The organism is Streptomyces sp. NPDC052020 (assembly GCF_040680575.1).
GTDB lineage: Bacteria > Actinomycetota > Actinomycetes > Streptomycetales > Streptomycetaceae > Streptomyces.
Map to the genome: position 1 here is coordinate 40,114 of NZ_JBFAWY010000013.1, position 15,002 is coordinate 55,115.

The window sequence follows — 15,002 nt, forward strand, 5'->3', positions numbered from 1 at the left end:
GCGTCAGGCCCGGCGGCGGGCGGGGCGGCGGAAGACGGCCAGCCGCAGCACCAGGAAGCGCACGACGGTGACCGCGACGGAGGCGGCGGCCAGTACGGCGGTCTCGGCGGCCGGCGAGGCGCCGGGCACGGCGTGCCGGAATCCCAGCACCGCGCCGGAGGTGAGCAGGTAGCCGAGGAGGAAGAGCGCGCCGGCGCCGAGGTGGGCGCGGAGCGGGGGCGCCGCGGTGTGGCGGAACGTCAGCCGCCGGTTGGCCTCGGTGTTCAGCACCGTCAGCACCAGCAGCGACACCAGATTGGCCGCGGCCGGCGGCCACCAGTCGCGCAGCAGCCAGTACAGCAGCGCCTGCCCGGCGGTGGACACGGTCCCGATCGCGACGAAGCAGCCGGCCTCCCACGACAGCACGGAGCGCCGGGCGGGCCGCCCGGACACCGCGGGCCGGACGGGCCCGCTCTCGCGCGAGTCGGCCGGGCAGGGTGTGCGGTCGGGGGCGGGGGGCATCGGTGGTTCCTCCGGCAGGCGGCGGGGACGGGGGACGGAGCGTGTACGGTGACGCGGAGCCGACCAAGGGAAGGGGGCGGGAAGCCGAAGTGAGCCGGATACTCCGTGTCTTCACCGTCGGTGTCCTGATCGTGAGCGCCACCGGTTACGCGGCCACCGAGTACATCACCCGCAGCGTCCCCACGCCCACACCGCCCAGCCCGTACGCGTCCGAGCCACCGCCGCCGGACTGCCGGGAGCCGGAGAAGCTGCCCGCCGACTGTTCCCTGCCCGGTGACGGCTGCCCGCCGGAAGGCGCCCGGGACGGGTTCGGGCAGGCGACGGCCACGGCCACGGCGGTACCGTCCGCTCCGCCGGTCGCCACCGCCTGGACGTACGTGCTGCCCAGCGGCTCCCCGGAGGACGTCCAGAACTTGTACGGCTGCTTTTCGGACGCTCTGGTCATCAAGAAGTGACCGTCCCCCCGAGGCGACCGCCGGCCGTCGCGGTGCACAGCCCCGGCGGCGCGGACGGTGCCGCACGGCCGGGGATCCGGACCCTCGGGAACCCCGGGGCGGGAGGCGGGCGGCATATATTTCAGGGCTAAGATTTCCGTGGGCCCCGCGCAGGGCCGCGCCGCGCACGGGCGCGGGTGCACGGGGGAATCGCGCGCCGGCCCGCAGGAGCTGGTGCACACCGGGAGGGACGGTACATGGCCGGGAAGAAGGCGGCGGACCGGCGGGATGCCGTCGCGGGGATCATCGAGGACTGGGCCCGCGAGCGGCCCGAGTTGGACACCTCTCCCCTGGAGGTCCTGGCCCGGCTGCACCGCACCTTCCTGCGCTACCAGGCCGGGCTGACCGACGCCATCGAGCGGCACGGGCTCGCCGTGGCCGGTTTCGACGTGCTCACCGCCCTGCGCCGGGCCGGCGCGCCCTACCGGCTCACGGCGGGTCAGCTCGCCGACTCCGGCCTCATCTCCTCGGCGGGCGTGACCCTGCGGATCGACCGGCTGGAGAAGGACGGCCTGATCGTGCGCGAGCGGGACACCGAGGACCGCCGGGTCGTCTACTCGCGGCTCACCGACGCCGGGCTCGCCAAGGTGGACGAGGTGTTCGCCGAACATCTGGAGAACGAGCGCCGGATGCTCGCGGAGCTGTCCCCCGCGGAGCGGCGTCAGCTGGCCCGGCTGCTGTCCAAGCTGGAGCGTTCCATCATCGCCTCCGCCCAGGAGGCGGAGGAGGGGGGGGCGCTGACCCGGCGCCGTCGACGGCGCCCTACGGATCGGCGGGCGCCCCGGACGGCACCGGCCCGGTCGCGGGCGGACTGAGCGCGCCCGCCCGGCGGCCGGCGGCCCGGCTCATCCGGCCGGCCGGTCCCGGGCGCCGGCCGCCTGGGCCTCGGCCTGCTGCCGGTACAGGCGGCGCAGGCGGACCACGCCCAGGTCGTGCTGGTAGAGGTTCTCGGCCTGGTCGGCGTCGGCCGGCATGGCCTCTAGCATCACCCGGTCCTGCTCCAGCACCTCCCAGTGGCGCTCCTCGATGAGGGTGCGGTACAGGAAGCGCCAGGTGTCGCGCTGCCAGCCGGACACCTTGCGGTAGCGCCAGAAGAAGACACCGGTGCGTCCGGCGTCGACCGGGCAGGCCATGCCGACGATGCCGAAGGCGCCGCCGGGGCCCGCGGAGGGCGGATAGGGAATGGACAGGTCGACCCAGTCGACGCCGGTGCGGCACAGCTCGACCCAGTCGAAGTTGAGGCCGCGCTGGTCGGTCTTCTCGAAGAAGTAGCCGCGGTCGGTCTCGCGGATGCGGAACGTGGCCCGGGTGTCGCCGTCGTACATGGTGTGCGACTCGTGGTGCAGGAAGGCGCCGTGCATCGGGTCGAGGAGGTTCTCCATGGCGAACCGCCACGGCACGTTCCACTCGGCGTAGCAGAGGAAGGACGCGATCTCCGGGTCGGTCAGCGGCTCGGGCAGGGTGAGGGCGGCGGGTTCGGGGTGCCGCTCGTCGCCGAACCAGGCGAGGATCGCACCGGCCGCCTCGCGGACGGGCAGGGAGGTGACGAGCTTCCTGCCCTCCAGGGTGCAGCCGGGCAGGCCGGGCACCAAGGAGACGGTGCCGTCGCCCCGCACCTCGACGCCGTGGTACCAGCAGGCGACCCGGTCGCCGAGGTGCTTGCCGAGGGAGAGCGGGGCGCCGCGGTGGGGGCAGCGGTCGGCGAGGAGAAAGAGGGCGCCGTCGGCCGCGCGGAACAGCAGCCACCGTTCGCCGAGGGCGGTGACCCTGCGCATGCCGCCCGGTTCGACGAAGCGGGAGGGGACGACGGGGTGCCACTGGTTGCGCAGGCCGTGGGCGTAGACGTGGTCCGCGGTGACGTCGGTGGTGAGGGTCATCTCAGGCTCCCAGGCGGTGCATCTCGGCGCGGAAGGTGTCCTCGGTCCAGGGCGTGCCGTCGGGGGTGCGCACCTGGCGGGCGTTGAGCCCGGCGACCACGTCGGCGAGGTCGTGGCCGTCCCGGGCGAAGATCTCTTCGAGGGTGCGGGCGAGCCTGAGCTCGTACGGGGTGGGTTCGCGGGTGCGGGACTGGTGGGGGTCGAGGTAGGGCCAGGCGGTGGTCATCGGGGCTGCCTCCGGCGGTCGGTGGGTGGTCTAGAGGTCCAGGACGAGGCGGTCGGAGGCGCAGCGCGAGACGCAGATCATCATGGTCGCGCCGGCCGCGTGCTCGGCCTCGGAGAGCAGGAAGTCGCGGTGGTCGGGGGTGCCCGCGAGGACGCGGGTCTCGCAGGTGCCGCAGACGCCGTCGCGGCAGGAGGAGGGGACGGCGACGCCCGCCGCCTCGACGGCTTCCAGGACGGAGGTCCCGGCGCCGACGGTGACGGTCACTCCGGAACCGCGGCACTCCACCTCGAAGGCGGTGTCGTCGCCGGTGCGTTCGACGGCCGGGGCGGCGAACCGCTCCAGCCGCAGCCGCTCCCGCGGGCACGCCTGCTGCACGGCGGCGAGCAGCGGCTCGGGGCCGCAGGCGTACACCAGCGCGTCGGCCGGGAGGCCGTCGAGGGCGGCGGCCAGGTCGATGTGGCCCCGCTCGTCCTGCGGGACCCGGGTGATCTCGCCGCCGGTGAGGCGGGCGAGTTCGCAGCCGAAGGCCATGGAGGCGCGGGTCCGGCCGCCGTGCACCAGGCGGTACGGGATGCCGTTCCGGTCGGCCTGCCGGGCCATGGCCAGGATCGGGGTGATGCCGATGCCGCCGGCGATGAAGACGTAGGACCCGGCGGGCTCCAGCGCGAAGTGGTTGCGGGGGCCCGCCGCGCGGACCCGCTGCCCGGGGCGCAGCCGGGTGTGCACGTACCGCGAACCGCCGCGCGAGGCGGGCTCGTCCAGGACGGCGATCCGGTAGGCGGCGGGGTCGTCCGGGTCGCCGCACAGGGAGTACTGGCGGACCAGGCCGCCCACGTGCAGGTCGAGGTGGGCGCCCGGCTCCCAGGCGGGCAGGGGCTTGCCGGCCGGGTCGGCCAGCTCGACGGACAGCACGCCCTCCGCCTCCCACGTCATACGGCGTACGAGGAGTGCGCGCTCCTGGTCTTCGGTGACGCTCATCGGGTGGCCTCCCTACGCGGTGGGGATCTTCACGGGCGGGGTGAACGGGGTCTTCATCGGGCCGAGCGCGGCGAGGTCCACCTCGACGAGCACCGGCCCGCCGCAGACGAGCGCCGCCTCGATCACCGGCCGGGCGTCGGACTCGGCGGCGATGCGGGCGTACGGCAGTGAGCAGGCGGCGGCGAGCCGCGCGAAATCGGGGGTGTGCAGGTCGACACCGGATCGGCGGTCGCCATAGCGGTCCTGGGTGTTGCGCAGGACGCCGTAGCCGCCGTCGTTGAAGACGAGCAGGAGGAGGCGGGGCCGCTCCTGGGCGAGGGTGAGCAGTTCGCCGAGGTGGACGGCGAGTCCGCCGTCCCCGGCGACGACCACGGTGGGCGCGCCGGGGCGGGCGAGGGCGGCGCCGATGCCCATGCCGAGGCCCTGGCCGATGCCGCCGCCGCGCGGGAAGACGTTGGCGCGCGGGTCGTGGACGGGCAGGAGCCGGTTGCCCCAGGTGGAGGAGGGGATGGTCACGTCGCGGGCGACGACCGTGCCGGGCGGCAGGGCGGCGGCGAGCGCGTCGCAGATCGCGGCCTGCGGTCCGATGGCCTCGCGCAGGGCGGCACGCACCTCGTCGCGTACGGCGGTGACGCGGGCGGTCCAGCCGGTTTCGGCCGGTGCGGCGGCCGGGGTCAGCTCGGGCAGCACGTGTCGGGCGTCGCCGTGCAGGGCGTGCCGGGCCGGGTAGACCCGGCCGAGGGCGGCGGCGTCGGCGTCGATCTGGATGTGGGCGTCGGGGAGCGTGAGCGCGTAGTCGGCGGTCTCGTTGGAGCGGAAGTGGGTGCCGACCGTGACCAGCGCGTCGGCGTCGGCCAGCAGGGCGCGGACGGCGGGCGCGGTGGCGAAGTTGCCGATGACCTGGGGGTGGTCCTCGGGGACGGTGCCCCGGCCGGAGTTGGAGGTGATCAGGCCCGCGCCGGTGGCCTCCAGCAGGTCCCGCACCTCGCGGCGGGCCCGGGTGGCGCCGCCGCCCGCCCAGACCAGGGGGCGGCGGGCGGTGGCCAGCAGGTCGCGCGCGGCGGCGAGCCGGGCCGGGCCGGGCTCGGGCACGGGGGCGGCGGGAAGCGCCGTACCCGTGTCCCGCTGGGCGGCGTACTGGAGGTCGACGGGCCATTCCACGCTGGCCGGGCCGCCGGGGGTGGCGAGGGCCGCGGCGGCGGCCTCCCGCAGCAGGCGGCCCGCGCTCGCGGTGTCCGGGACGGTCGCGGCGTACGCGGAGACCGCGGTGAGCATGCCGAGCTGGTCCCGGGTCTCGTGGATGAAGCCGCGTCCGCCGCCCAGGAAGCGGCTCTCGATCTGCCCGGTGACGTGCAGGACGGCGGTGCCGGCGGCGAGCGCCTCGATCAGGGAGCCGGCGGCGTTGCCGGCGCCGGTCCCGGTGGAGGTGAGGGCGCAGCCGAGGGTGCCACGGGCCCGGCCCCAGCCGTCGGCGGCGTTGACGGCGGTGGCCTCGTGGCGTACGGGCACGAAGCGCAGGTCGCGGTCGACGGCCTCGACGAGGGGGAGGTTGTGCACGGACACGATGCCGAAGACCGTGTCGATGCCGAGTTCCCTCAGGACGGCGACGAGGAGGTCGCCTCCGGTGCGGTACGTCATGCGTGCTGCCTCTCAGAGGATGCCGCGGCCGACCCCGCCGCAGACGTCGATGGCGGTTCCGGTGATGTACGAGGCGCGCGGCGACAGCAGCGTCACGATCGCGTAGGCGGCCTCCTCGGCGCGGCCGAGGCGGCCCAGGGCGATCCCGCGGTCGGCGGCGAGCCGGGCCTGCCACTCGGGGTACGTCAGGCCGGAGCCGTCGGCGGCGTGGCGGCGGGTCCACTGGCCGGTGTCGATCAGGCCCAGGCAGACGGAGTTGACGCGGACGCCGTCCGCGGCGAGTTCGGCGGCGAGGGACTTGGAGAGGTTGAGGATGCCGGCGCGGGCCGCGCTGGTGGTGACGAGGCGGGGTTCGGGCTGCTTGGCGAGGACCGCGTTGACGTTGACGACGCTCGCCGCGTCCGAGGCGCGCAGGTGGGGGCGGGCGGCCCGGAGGGGGTGGAGGACGCCGGCGAACTTCAGCTCCAGTTCGTCGCGCCAGTCCTCGGCGGTGGTCTCCTCCAGCCGTTTCATGCGCGACTGGCCCGCGTTGTTGACCAGGCCGTCGATCCGGCCGAACCGGTCGGCGGCCCGCTGGACGAAGCCGTGCACGGCGTCCGCGTCGCGCACATCGCACCCGGCGGTCAGCAGCCGGTCGCCGGCGTCCAGCCGGGCCGCGGCCTCGGCCAGGCGTGCGGTGTCCCGGCCGCAGGTGGCGACGTTGGCCCCTTCGCCGAGCAGTGCGCGGACCGTGGCCAGGCCGACGCCCGAGCTGCCGCCGGTGACCAGGACGGTCCGGTCGGCGAGACCCAGATCCATGGGGTTCTCCTGAGGTGTCAGTGCATGGTGAAGCCGCCGTTGACGGCGATCACCTGTCCGGTGAGGTAGCGGGATTCCTCGCTGAGCAGGAAGGAGACGAGGCCGACGAGGTCGCCGGGCCGCTGGGGGCGGGAGATCGCGCGGTGGGCCGCGTAGAGCGCGTGGCGGGCGGCGGGGACGGTCTCGGTGGCCTCGCACTCGGTGAGGCCGGGGGCGACGGCGTTGACGGTGATGCCCTGTCCGCCCAGTTCACGGGCCATGCCGCGGGTCAGGGCGATGACCGCGCCCTTGGAGGCGAGGTAGTGGGCCAGGCGCGGGGAGCCGTACAGGGCGGCGTCGGAGGCGATGTTGACGATGCGTCCGGGGCGGGCGAGCAGGGGGTGCAGGGCTCTGGCGACCAGCCAGGGGCCGCGCGCGTTGACGGTCATCAGGCGGTCCCAGTCCTCGATGCCGATGTCCTGGAACTCCTTGCCGCCCACGCCGTTGGCGAGGGCCGCGTTGTTGACCAGTCCCCACAGCGGGCCGGACTCCCCCACGGCGTCGGCGAGGCGGGCGACGGAGTCGGGGTCCGCCACGTCGCAGGGCACGAACCGCGCCAGGCCGCCGGCGTCCCGGATGGCGGCGGCGGTGCGCTCGCCCCACTCCTCGTTCCGTTCGGCGACGAGGACCCGGTGGCCGTCGGCGGCGGCCCGGCGGGCCATGGCCTCCCCCAGGCCACGGCCCGCCCCGGTCACGACGACCGTCCTGATGCCGTCAGTCACGGCTGACGCCGTACAGCGGCGAGTACTCGGGGTAGGTCGGCACCTGCGGCTTCCGCGTGCCGATGATGACGCAGAACAGCGCGTCGGTGTCGCCCTCGTTCTTCAGCGAGCGGGTCACGCCGGCCGGCACCACGATCATGTCGCGGTAGCCGAGGGTGCGGTACTCCGCCTCGTCCGGGCCGCGGTGGATGCCCACGCGGACCTGCCCCTCCAGGACGAAGAAGGCCTCCTCGACGTCGTGGTGGGTGTGGGCCGGGCCCTCGGCGCCGGGCGGCAGCAGCATGTTGGAGAAGGTGAAGCCGCCGGAGGGGAGGATCCGCCGGTCGTCCTCGTGGTCGCCGGTGGCGCCGGAGCCGACGTAGCGGATCTGGGCGCGGCGGTACTGCGGGCCGGCCTTCTCCTGGAAGGAGAGGGTGCCCCAGTCGGGTTCGCGGGAGTCGCGGGTGGCGATGAGGGAGTCGGTGTACTTCGCGAGGTCGCCGCCGTTGTCGTACGCGGTGGTCGTCAAAGGCATGGGGTCAGCCCTTCCGGTGGGTGTGGTGGCTGCGGTCGGTGACGATGTGCAGGTGGGACAGGACCCAGGCGTTGAAGCGCTCGGGCTGTTCCTGGTTGGCCAGGTGACCGGCGTCCTTGACGATCACGCAGGCGGTCTTGTGCAGGCCCCCGGCCAGCGCCTGGGCGGCGTCCGGGCCGGTGACCCGGTCCTTCTCGCCGCACAGCACCAGCGTGGGCGCGGTGACGCGCGGCAGGTCGGCGCGCAGGTCGGCGGCGGCCATCGAGGCGACGGCGTGGGCGTAGCCGGGCAGGCGCACGGAGGCCGCCATGGTGTCGACGACGCGCCGGACGAGTCCGGCCGGCGCGTCCTCGGACACGAGGCGGGGGCCGCGCTTCTCGGCGAACGCCCGGGGGCCGAGGGCCTCCAGTTCCGGCACCCGGGCCCGCATGGCGGCGGCCTTCGCCGGATCGGTGCCGGAGCCGGGGCTGGAGTCGGCGACGATCAGGGAGTCGACGAGGCGCGGGTGGCGGACGGCGAGGCGCAGGGCGATCACGCCGCCCCAGGACACGCCGAGCACATGGGCACGGCCGCCGCGGGCGCGGATCACCTCGGCCGCCGCGTCCGCGAAGTCGTCGAGGCCGAGCGGGCCGTCCGGGTCGGGGGACTTCCCGTATCCGGGGGCGTCCCAGGCGGCGACGCGGAATCCGCCGGACAGCTCCGCGAGCTGGGGTGCGAAGGAGGCGGACGACGAGCCGATGCCGTGCAGGCAGAGCAGCAGCGGGCCGGAGGTGCCCGCCTCCTCCACGTGCGCCGGGGCGACGGCGGTCACAGGATCTGCCCCGGTCGTCCGGCGATCGCCCCGACGGAGCGCAGGACCGCGTGCGGGACGACGCGGCTGGTGGCGGGGTTGTCCGCGTCCGGGGTGTGGGACACCTCGAAGCGGTAGGCGCCGTGCGGGCCGGACGCCTCGATGACGTGCCGGGTGCGCACCGCCGCCGGGTCGGCGACGACCCGGACCCGGACGGCGTCCAGGTCGCCGACGGCCAGGGCCACGGAGGCGGCGACGTTGGTCGAGCGGGGGAACTTGACCGGCACGTCCCGGGCGGTGCCCGCCATGACCTCCACCGGCTGGGTGGCCGTGCGCAGCCGGTGGAGCGACTCCTCGCTCATCCAGGGCTGTTCGAGGGTGGCGGGCAGTTTGGTGGTGGTGAGCAGGACCTCGTCGAGGGGGCCGAGGGCGCGCACGGCCTGGAGCAGGTCGAGGCCGCCGACGGCGCCGCCGGTGAAGTACACCCGGCCGGGCCCGGCGCTCAGCAGCCGCTTGGCGAGGTCCTCGTCGGTGAGCGCGCCGGTGGAGGCGACGAGCAGGTCGGTGCCCGAGGTGAGGACGCGTTCGCCCCAGGCGCGGACGACGCCTTGGCCCGCGGCCTCGACGACCAGGTCGGCGCGGTCGATCGCGGTCTCGAAGGAGACCTGCTCGGCCGGGGCGGCGTCGCCCAGGGGCCGGTTGTCGACGACGCAGGCCAGGGTGGCGCCGGGGACCTCGCCGGCGGCCAGGGCCGTGCCGACGACGCGGCCGATCGCGCCCCAGCCGGCCAGGGCGACCCGCACGGGGGCGAGGGTGCTCATGCGGGGGCTCCTTGCGGGAGGGCGGGGCCGGCGTCGACGGGCGGGAGGACGGGGCCGCCGTCGGGGGTGCCGGCCATGTGGGCGCGGATGAGCCGGGAGGGCGGCCCGGCGGTCCCCCACAGGTCGGACAGTTCGGGGACGCGCCGCCACACCTTGCAGATCCACCGGTCCTCGACGACCTGGGCGACCTCGGAGGTGTACTCGCACACCAGGCCCGTGGGGTCGGTGAAGTAGGAGAAGGTGTTGTTGCCGGGGCCGTGCCGCCCCGGGCCCCACTGCGGGACGACGCCGTGGTGGCGCAGCCGCCCGATGCCGCGCATGAAGTGGTCCAGGGAGGCCATCTCGTAGGCGACGTGGTTCAGGGACACCCAGTCGGCCTGGTTGAAGGCGACGCAGTGGTGGTCGCTGTTGCAGCGCAGGAACGCCATCTGGTGCTCGGACCAGTCGGAGACGCGCAGCCCCAGCACCTCCCGGTAGAAGGCGACGGAGGCGTCGATGTCGGGGGTGTTGAGCACGACGTGGGTCACGCCGACCGGCACGGCGGCGTCCCGGCCGCGCGGGGGGACCGCCCAGGTCTCGGCGGACAGCTCGATCAGGCGGCCCTCGTGGTCGTGGAAGCGCAGCCCGTATCCGCCGCCGACCTGGTCGAGCGGGCCGGGACCGGCCACCGGCACGAAACCCCGGCGCTCCAGGCGGCGGGCGGCTTCGTCGATCTCCGCCGGAGTGGCGACGGCGAAGGCGAGTCTGCCGAGGCCGATCCGGTCGGCGCGGGTCAGTTGCAGGGCGTGGTGTTCCTCGCCGGTGCCGCGCAGCCAGCTCGCGCTGTGCCCGGCCTCGACGACCTCCAGGCCCCACGCCTCCTCGTAGAAGCCGGTGGCCTCGGTGAAGTGCGGGGTGAGCAGTTCGACGGAGCGCAGGGCGCGCAGGCGGGCAATCGGGGGGTCGGGAAGGGCGGGGTGCTGGGACATGACTCTCTCCGGGGTGGTCAGCCGGCCCAGGGCAGGGGGGTGGTGGCGGTGCCCCAGTACAGGGACTTCTGGCGCTGGTAGGCGCGGATGCCGTCGCGCCCCTTCTCGCGGCCGAGGCCGCTCGCCTTCGTGCCGCCGAAGGGCGTGGAGACGCTGAACTGCTTGTACGTGTTGATCCAGACGGTGCCGGCGTCGATCCGGCGGGCGATCCGCCAGGCCGCGCGGTGGTCGCGGGTCCAGATGCCGCAGGCGAGCCCGTAGACGGTGTCGTTGGCCCGGCGGACCAGGTCCTCCTCGTCGTCGAAGGGCAGCGCCACCAGCACCGGGCCGAAGATCTCCTCCTGGCAGGCGCGGGAGTCGTGGGGCAGCCCGTCCAGGACCGTGGGCAGGTAGTAGGCGCCGCCCTCGTACTCGGGGCCCTCGGGGGCGGCGCCGCCGCACAGGACCCGGGCGCCTTCCTCGCGGGCGAGGCCGACGTAGGCGGCGACGCGGTCGCGGTGCGCGGGGTGGACGAGCGGGGCGACCTGGGTGCCGGGGGCCGTGCCGGGGCCGACGCGCAGTGTGCCCGCCCGTTCGGCGAGGGCGCCGACGAAGTCGTCGTAGAGCGGCCGCGCCACGAACAGCCGCGAACCGGCGACGCAGGACTGCCCGGTGGAGGAGAAGACGCCGAACATCACGCCTGCCAGGGCCTGTTCCACGTCGGCGTCGGCCAGCACGATCGTGGGGGACTTGCCGCCCAGTTCGAGCGAGACCGGCATCAGCTTCTCGGCGGCGGTCCGGGCCAGGGCGCGGCCGGTCGCCGTGCCTCCGGTGAAGGCGACCTTGCCGACGTGCGGGTCCCGCACGATGGCGTCGCCGACCACCCGGCCCGGCCCCGGGAGGACCGCCAGCAGGGCGGTGGGCAGGCCCCGTTCCTCCAGCGCCCGGGTGACGATCCGGCCCAGGGCCAGCGAGACCAGCGGGGTCCACTCGGCGGGTTTCAGCAGCACCGCGTTGCCGGCCGCGAGGGCGGGGGCGAGTTTCTGGGCGTCACTGGCGGCCGGCGAGTTCCACGGGTTGATGGCGCCGACGACGCCGATGGGTTCGTGCACGCTCATCGTCAGGTACTCCCCGCGGGACGGGGTGAGCGCGTCCTCGGCGGTCTCCAGGGCGGCCGCGGTGTACCGGAAGGTGCCGGCCGCGCTGGCGACCAGGGCCCGCGTCTCGGTGAGCGCCTTGCCGGTGTCCGCGGTCTGGAGGGCGGCCAGGTGCTCGGCGTCCTCCTCGATCAGCGCGGCCACGCGGTGCAGCAGCCGGGCCCGCTGATGCGGGAGCAGATCGCGCCAGCGGGGATCGGCGGCGGCCTGTGCCCCGGCTTCGGCCGCCGCCGCCACCTCCTCGGGCGTGACGGCGTGCACCGTGGCCAGGCACCGGCCGGTGGCCGGGTCGACGCTCCGCGCCGGGGCGCCCCCGCCGCGCCGCCACCGGCCCGCAACGAGCGCTTCGTCTGGGGGTGTTGGGAGCATACGGGGCCTCCTGAGCGGGATCTACGGGAGCGCTGCTTGAGTAAGCGCTTGAAATCTAAGGGCTTAAATATCTCGGCGCAAGAGGCCGGACGCGAACACTTCTCCGATTGAATCGCTGCTTCAGACCTTGACGCGATCCTGTCGGCGGGCGATACAACTTAAGCACTTAGAAGCTAGGCGCTTACCTGACGTTCCGCTCTGTTTCCCGCCCGGGCCTTGCCGCACATCTCGCGCTTCACGTCCCCCGCCCCCCTGCGACCAGCGGAGTACCAGCATGACGACCGAAGCCGTACCCGACAGCTCCCTGGGAGCCTCCATAGCCGCCCGCTTCGAGCGGCTGCCCCTGTCCCGCTGGCACGTCACCGTGCGGCTCGTCGTGGGAGCGGTCACCTTCTTCGAAGCCTTCGACCAGCTGCTGATCGCCTACGCACTGCCGGACCTGCGCGGCGAATGGGGGCTGACCACCTCCGCCTCGACGCTGCTGCTGACCGTCGGCTCGGTCGGCATGCTCGTCGGCGCCCTGCTCTCGGGACGCGTCGCCGACCGCGTCGGACGCGTCCGGGTCATCACCCTGTGCGTGGCCGTCTCCAGCGTCGCCAACCTGGCTCTCGCCCTCGCGCCCTCGCCGGAGGTCTTCATGGCGCTGCGGTTCGTGCAGGGCCTGGCCATCGGCGGGGAGGTGCCGGTCGCCGCCACCTTCATCGCCGAGATCACCCGCAGCCACCGGCGGGGCCGCTTCGTGCTGCTGTACGAGCTGGTCTTCCCGGCCGGCCTGACCGTGGGCGCCCTGGCCGCCGCCTGGCTGGTGCCGGTCCTCGGCTGGCGGTGGATGTACGCGCTGGCCGCCGTGCCCGGCGTGCTGGCCGTGGTCGTCCACCGGGTGGTGCCCGAATCGCCCCGCTGGCTCGCGGACCGCGGCCGGTACGAGGAGGCCGCCGCCGTGATGACGCGCATCGAGACCGCCGTCGAACGGGCGACCCGCGCCCCGCTTCCCCCCGTCCCCGCCGCCCCGCCGGCCGGGACCCCGGCCGCCTCTTCGGCCTCCGGTCTGCGCGGCCTGTTCACCGGCCGCTACCGGCGCCGCACCCTGGTCGTCGGCGCGTTGTGGTTCACCGGGTACTTCGTCAACTACGGCATCACGTCCTGGCTGCCGACCATCTACCAGAACCGGTACGGCCTCTCCCTGGCCGACGCCCTGCTGTACTCCACGGTCACCTCGTGCGCGGGACTCGCCGGCTGTCTGGTCGCCGCCCTCACCGTCGACCGCGCCGGCCGCCGCCGGGTGATCACCGGCTGCCTCGGCGGCTCGGCGGCCGTCCTGTTCGTCCTCACCCTCCTCGGGGCCGGCACCGCGCTCCAGGTACTGGTATGGACCTCGCTCGCCGCCGTGTTCTTCTTCGGCTCCAACATCTGCCTGTACCTGTACACGCCCGAGCTCTTCCCGACCCGGATGCGGGCCCTGGGCAGCAGCGTCGGCGGGGCGCTCAACCGGGCCGGGGTCATCCTGGGCCCGATCGTCGTCGGCGCCGTCTACGCCGGCGGCAGCATCGAGACGGTCTTCCTGACGCTGGCCGCCGTCTCGCTCGCCGGTGCCGTGGTCGCGGGCCTCGGCGCGGAGGAGACCGCGGGGCGGCGGCTGGAGGAGGTGTCGCCGTAGCGCCTCACCGGGGCCGGCAGCGGGACCGGGACCGCTTCGCCCGGCCCGCTCCCGGCCGGCCGCGACTCAGGTGCCGCCGTCCGCGCCGAGCCAGGTCAGGGCGGCGACGGCGAGCGCCTTGATCCCGGTGTCCAGCGTCGGCTGGATCACGGGCGCGAACGCGGCGGAGTGGTTGACGGGGACGTCCTGCCGGACGGTGCCCCGTTCCTCGGCCGCCCGGTAGGCGTCCGGGTCGATGCCGCCGATGCCCCAATAGGCGAAGGGGGCTCCCAGCGCCCGCGGAATGGCGCTGAAGTCCTCGCTGGCGGTCTGGAGTTCGATGGTGTGCGCGTCGTCCCCGAAGCAGGCGCGGAACGCCTCGGCGAGACGCTCCGCGACCTCGTGGTCGTTGACCGTCGGGGGAAAGGCGTTCAGGCGCTCGATCAGCGGCTTCTCGGGAGCGCCGGACGCCGCCGCCTCGGCGTCCACGCAGCGGCGGATCGCGTCCAGGACCTGCCGGCGGGTCGCCTCGTCGTAGGTGCGGACGTTCAGCTCGATGACGGCGGTGTCCGGGATGACGTTGGGGCTCGTCCCGGCCGTGACACCGCCGACGGTGAGGACGGCGGGCGTGGTGGCGGCCAGTTCGCGCGAGACGATGGTCTGCAGGCGCACCACGCACAGCGCGGCCATGACGACGGGGTCCACCGCCGCCTGGGGCATGGAGCCGTGCGCCCCGCGCCCGTACAGGGTGACGCGCAGACTGTCGGCGGCGGACAGGAAGGAGCCCGGCCGCACCCCGACGTACCCGGCCGGGTACGGCAGCACATGCTGGGCGAAGGCCACGTCGGGGCGGGGCACCCGCCGGGCGAGACCGTCGTCCAGCATGGCCCGGGCGCCGTCGCCGTTCTCCTCCGAGGGCTGGAAGAGGGTGATCAGGGTGCCTCGCCAGGCGTCCGGGGCACGGGCCATGAGCTGGGCGAGGCCCAGCAGGCAGGTGACGTGCATGTCGTGGCCGCAGGCGTGCATGACCGGCCGCTCCCGGCCGTCCGCGCCGGCGGCCGTGGCGGTGGAGGCGTAGGGAAGGCCGGTGGCCTCCCGGACCGGCAGCGCGTCCATGTCGGCGCGCAGCAGCACGGCCGGCCCCTCCCCGCTGGTGAGGACGCCGACGACTCCGGTGGTGCCGATGCCCTCCGTCACCTCGTAGCCCCACTGGCGCAGCAGCCGCGCGACCCGGCCGGCGGTGCGGTGCTCCCGCCCGCCGGGCTCGGGGTGGGCGTGCAGGTCCCGGTAGAACTCCTCGGCCGCCGGGCGGATGCCGTCGAGTCCGGCCAGGACGCGGTCGATCGGTGCCGTCATGACTCCTTGCTTCCCGCGGCCGCCCCCACGGCGCCCGGGGCCCGCACGGAATCACCCGTTTCCCCCTAACCCCGGGCCCCGCGCCCGGTGCCGCTCAGGCCTGCGGGGCCGGACCACGACCCGTACGGCGCACGGCCCG

At 74.9% G+C, this 15,002-nt stretch carries 16 protein-coding genes; 3 read left to right on the plus strand and 13 right to left on the minus strand.

The window, feature by feature from the left end:
• Positions 1 to 3: 3 nt before the first annotated feature.
• Positions 4 to 501 carry a GtrA family protein gene (locus AB0L74_RS15945; protein ID WP_365651324.1) on the minus strand — a complete coding sequence of 166 codons (498 nt, stop codon included), beginning with the start codon at positions 499 to 501 and terminating at the stop codon, positions 4 to 6.
• Between the two features lie 89 nt (positions 502 to 590).
• On the opposite strand from AB0L74_RS15945, the gene AB0L74_RS15950 reads away from it, so the two are divergent.
• On the plus strand, positions 591 to 956 hold the full coding sequence (locus AB0L74_RS15950) for a hypothetical protein (RefSeq protein WP_365651327.1): 366 nt from the start codon (positions 591 to 593) through the stop codon (positions 954 to 956).
• Positions 957 to 1,192: 236 nt separating this feature from the next.
• Positions 1,193 to 1,810 (plus strand): MarR family transcriptional regulator, encoded by a 618-nt coding sequence (locus AB0L74_RS15955; RefSeq protein ID WP_365651330.1) that lies wholly within the window; start codon positions 1,193 to 1,195, stop codon positions 1,808 to 1,810.
• Positions 1,811 to 1,840: 30 nt separating this feature from the next.
• Here AB0L74_RS15955 and AB0L74_RS15960 read toward each other — a convergent pair whose 3' ends face one another.
• From AB0L74_RS15960 to AB0L74_RS16010, 11 genes are read right to left on the minus strand one after another with little or no spacing between them, the layout of a single operon-like run.
• Positions 1,841 to 2,872 (minus strand): aromatic ring-hydroxylating dioxygenase subunit alpha, encoded by a 1,032-nt coding sequence (locus tag AB0L74_RS15960; protein WP_365651333.1) that lies wholly within the window; start codon positions 2,870 to 2,872, stop codon positions 1,841 to 1,843.
• 1 nt (position 2,873) lies between these two features.
• Positions 2,874 to 3,098: a recombinase-like helix-turn-helix domain-containing protein gene (locus AB0L74_RS15965; RefSeq protein WP_365651336.1), complete on the minus strand. Its 225-nt coding sequence runs from the start codon at positions 3,096 to 3,098 to the stop codon at positions 2,874 to 2,876.
• 30 nt (positions 3,099 to 3,128) lie between these two features.
• Positions 3,129 to 4,076, minus strand: coding sequence for a PDR/VanB family oxidoreductase (locus AB0L74_RS15970; protein ID WP_365651339.1), 948 nt, complete (start codon positions 4,074 to 4,076; stop codon positions 3,129 to 3,131).
• 12 nt (positions 4,077 to 4,088) lie between these two features.
• The gene (locus AB0L74_RS15975; protein WP_365651342.1) at positions 4,089 to 5,714 is read right to left on the minus strand and encodes a thiamine pyrophosphate-binding protein; all 1,626 of its coding nucleotides are present in this window, start codon (positions 5,712 to 5,714) and stop codon (positions 4,089 to 4,091) included.
• A 12-nt stretch (positions 5,715 to 5,726) separates the two neighbouring features.
• The gene (locus tag AB0L74_RS15980; protein WP_365651345.1) at positions 5,727 to 6,512 is read right to left on the minus strand and encodes an SDR family oxidoreductase; all 786 of its coding nucleotides are present in this window, start codon (positions 6,510 to 6,512) and stop codon (positions 5,727 to 5,729) included.
• Between the two features lie 17 nt (positions 6,513 to 6,529).
• Positions 6,530 to 7,273 carry an SDR family oxidoreductase gene (locus AB0L74_RS15985; protein WP_365651348.1) on the minus strand — a complete coding sequence of 248 codons (744 nt, stop codon included), beginning with the start codon at positions 7,271 to 7,273 and terminating at the stop codon, positions 6,530 to 6,532.
• Positions 7,266 to 7,787 carry a cupin domain-containing protein gene (locus tag AB0L74_RS15990; RefSeq protein ID WP_365651351.1) on the minus strand — a complete coding sequence of 174 codons (522 nt, stop codon included), beginning with the start codon at positions 7,785 to 7,787 and terminating at the stop codon, positions 7,266 to 7,268. Before AB0L74_RS15990 ends, AB0L74_RS15985 begins: the two co-directional genes overlap by 8 nt.
• Positions 7,788 to 7,791: 4 nt before the next feature.
• Complete coding sequence (locus AB0L74_RS15995; protein ID WP_365651354.1) at positions 7,792 to 8,598, minus strand: alpha/beta fold hydrolase; 807 nt, start codon at positions 8,596 to 8,598, stop codon at positions 7,792 to 7,794.
• Positions 8,595 to 9,398, minus strand: a complete 804-nt coding sequence (locus AB0L74_RS16000) for an aspartate dehydrogenase domain-containing protein (RefSeq protein WP_365651357.1) — start codon at positions 9,396 to 9,398, stop codon at positions 8,595 to 8,597. Before AB0L74_RS16000 ends, AB0L74_RS15995 begins: the two co-directional genes overlap by 4 nt.
• Positions 9,395 to 10,366: a VOC family protein gene (locus tag AB0L74_RS16005; RefSeq protein ID WP_365651360.1), complete on the minus strand. Its 972-nt coding sequence runs from the start codon at positions 10,364 to 10,366 to the stop codon at positions 9,395 to 9,397. The genes AB0L74_RS16000 and AB0L74_RS16005 overlap by 4 nt, the downstream gene beginning before the upstream one ends.
• A gap of 17 nt (positions 10,367 to 10,383) precedes the next feature.
• Positions 10,384 to 11,871, minus strand: a complete 1,488-nt coding sequence (locus AB0L74_RS16010) for an aldehyde dehydrogenase (protein ID WP_365651363.1) — start codon at positions 11,869 to 11,871, stop codon at positions 10,384 to 10,386.
• Positions 11,872 to 12,145: 274 nt separating this feature from the next.
• Between AB0L74_RS16010 and AB0L74_RS16015 the strand changes: the two genes are divergently transcribed.
• Positions 12,146 to 13,528, plus strand: coding sequence for an MFS transporter (locus AB0L74_RS16015; RefSeq protein ID WP_365651366.1), 1,383 nt, complete (start codon positions 12,146 to 12,148; stop codon positions 13,526 to 13,528).
• A 66-nt stretch (positions 13,529 to 13,594) separates the two neighbouring features.
• Here the strand turns inward: AB0L74_RS16015 and AB0L74_RS16020 are convergent, their stop codons facing one another.
• On the minus strand, positions 13,595 to 14,863 hold the full coding sequence (locus AB0L74_RS16020; RefSeq protein ID WP_365651369.1) for an amidohydrolase: 1,269 nt from the start codon (positions 14,861 to 14,863) through the stop codon (positions 13,595 to 13,597).
• Positions 14,864 to 15,002: the final 139 nt, after the last annotated feature.

Excerpts from the sequence above, each read along its gene's own strand:
- AB0L74_RS15945 (WP_365651324.1), bottom strand. The coding sequence starts at position 501 with ATGCCCCCCGCCCCCGACCGCACACCCTGCCCGGCCGACTCGCGCGAG.
- AB0L74_RS15955 (WP_365651330.1), top strand. The coding sequence starts at position 1,193 with ATGGCCGGGAAGAAGGCGGCGGACCGGCGGGATGCCGTCGCGGGGATC.
- AB0L74_RS15960 (WP_365651333.1), bottom strand. The coding sequence starts at position 2,872 with ATGACCCTCACCACCGACGTCACCGCGGACCACGTCTACGCCCACGGC.
- AB0L74_RS15965 (WP_365651336.1), bottom strand. The coding sequence starts at position 3,098 with ATGACCACCGCCTGGCCCTACCTCGACCCCCACCAGTCCCGCACCCGC.
- AB0L74_RS15970 (WP_365651339.1), bottom strand. The coding sequence starts at position 4,076 with ATGAGCGTCACCGAAGACCAGGAGCGCGCACTCCTCGTACGCCGTATG.
- AB0L74_RS15975 (WP_365651342.1), bottom strand. The coding sequence starts at position 5,714 with ATGACGTACCGCACCGGAGGCGACCTCCTCGTCGCCGTCCTGAGGGAA.
- AB0L74_RS15980 (WP_365651345.1), bottom strand. The coding sequence starts at position 6,512 with ATGGATCTGGGTCTCGCCGACCGGACCGTCCTGGTCACCGGCGGCAGC.
- AB0L74_RS15990 (WP_365651351.1), bottom strand. The coding sequence starts at position 7,787 with ATGCCTTTGACGACCACCGCGTACGACAACGGCGGCGACCTCGCGAAG.
- AB0L74_RS16000 (WP_365651357.1), bottom strand. The coding sequence starts at position 9,398 with ATGAGCACCCTCGCCCCCGTGCGGGTCGCCCTGGCCGGCTGGGGCGCG.
- AB0L74_RS16005 (WP_365651360.1), bottom strand. The coding sequence starts at position 10,366 with ATGTCCCAGCACCCCGCCCTTCCCGACCCCCCGATTGCCCGCCTGCGC.
- AB0L74_RS16010 (WP_365651363.1), bottom strand. The coding sequence starts at position 11,871 with ATGCTCCCAACACCCCCAGACGAAGCGCTCGTTGCGGGCCGGTGGCGG.
- AB0L74_RS16015 (WP_365651366.1), top strand. The coding sequence starts at position 12,146 with ATGACGACCGAAGCCGTACCCGACAGCTCCCTGGGAGCCTCCATAGCC.
- AB0L74_RS16020 (WP_365651369.1), bottom strand. The coding sequence starts at position 14,863 with ATGACGGCACCGATCGACCGCGTCCTGGCCGGACTCGACGGCATCCGC.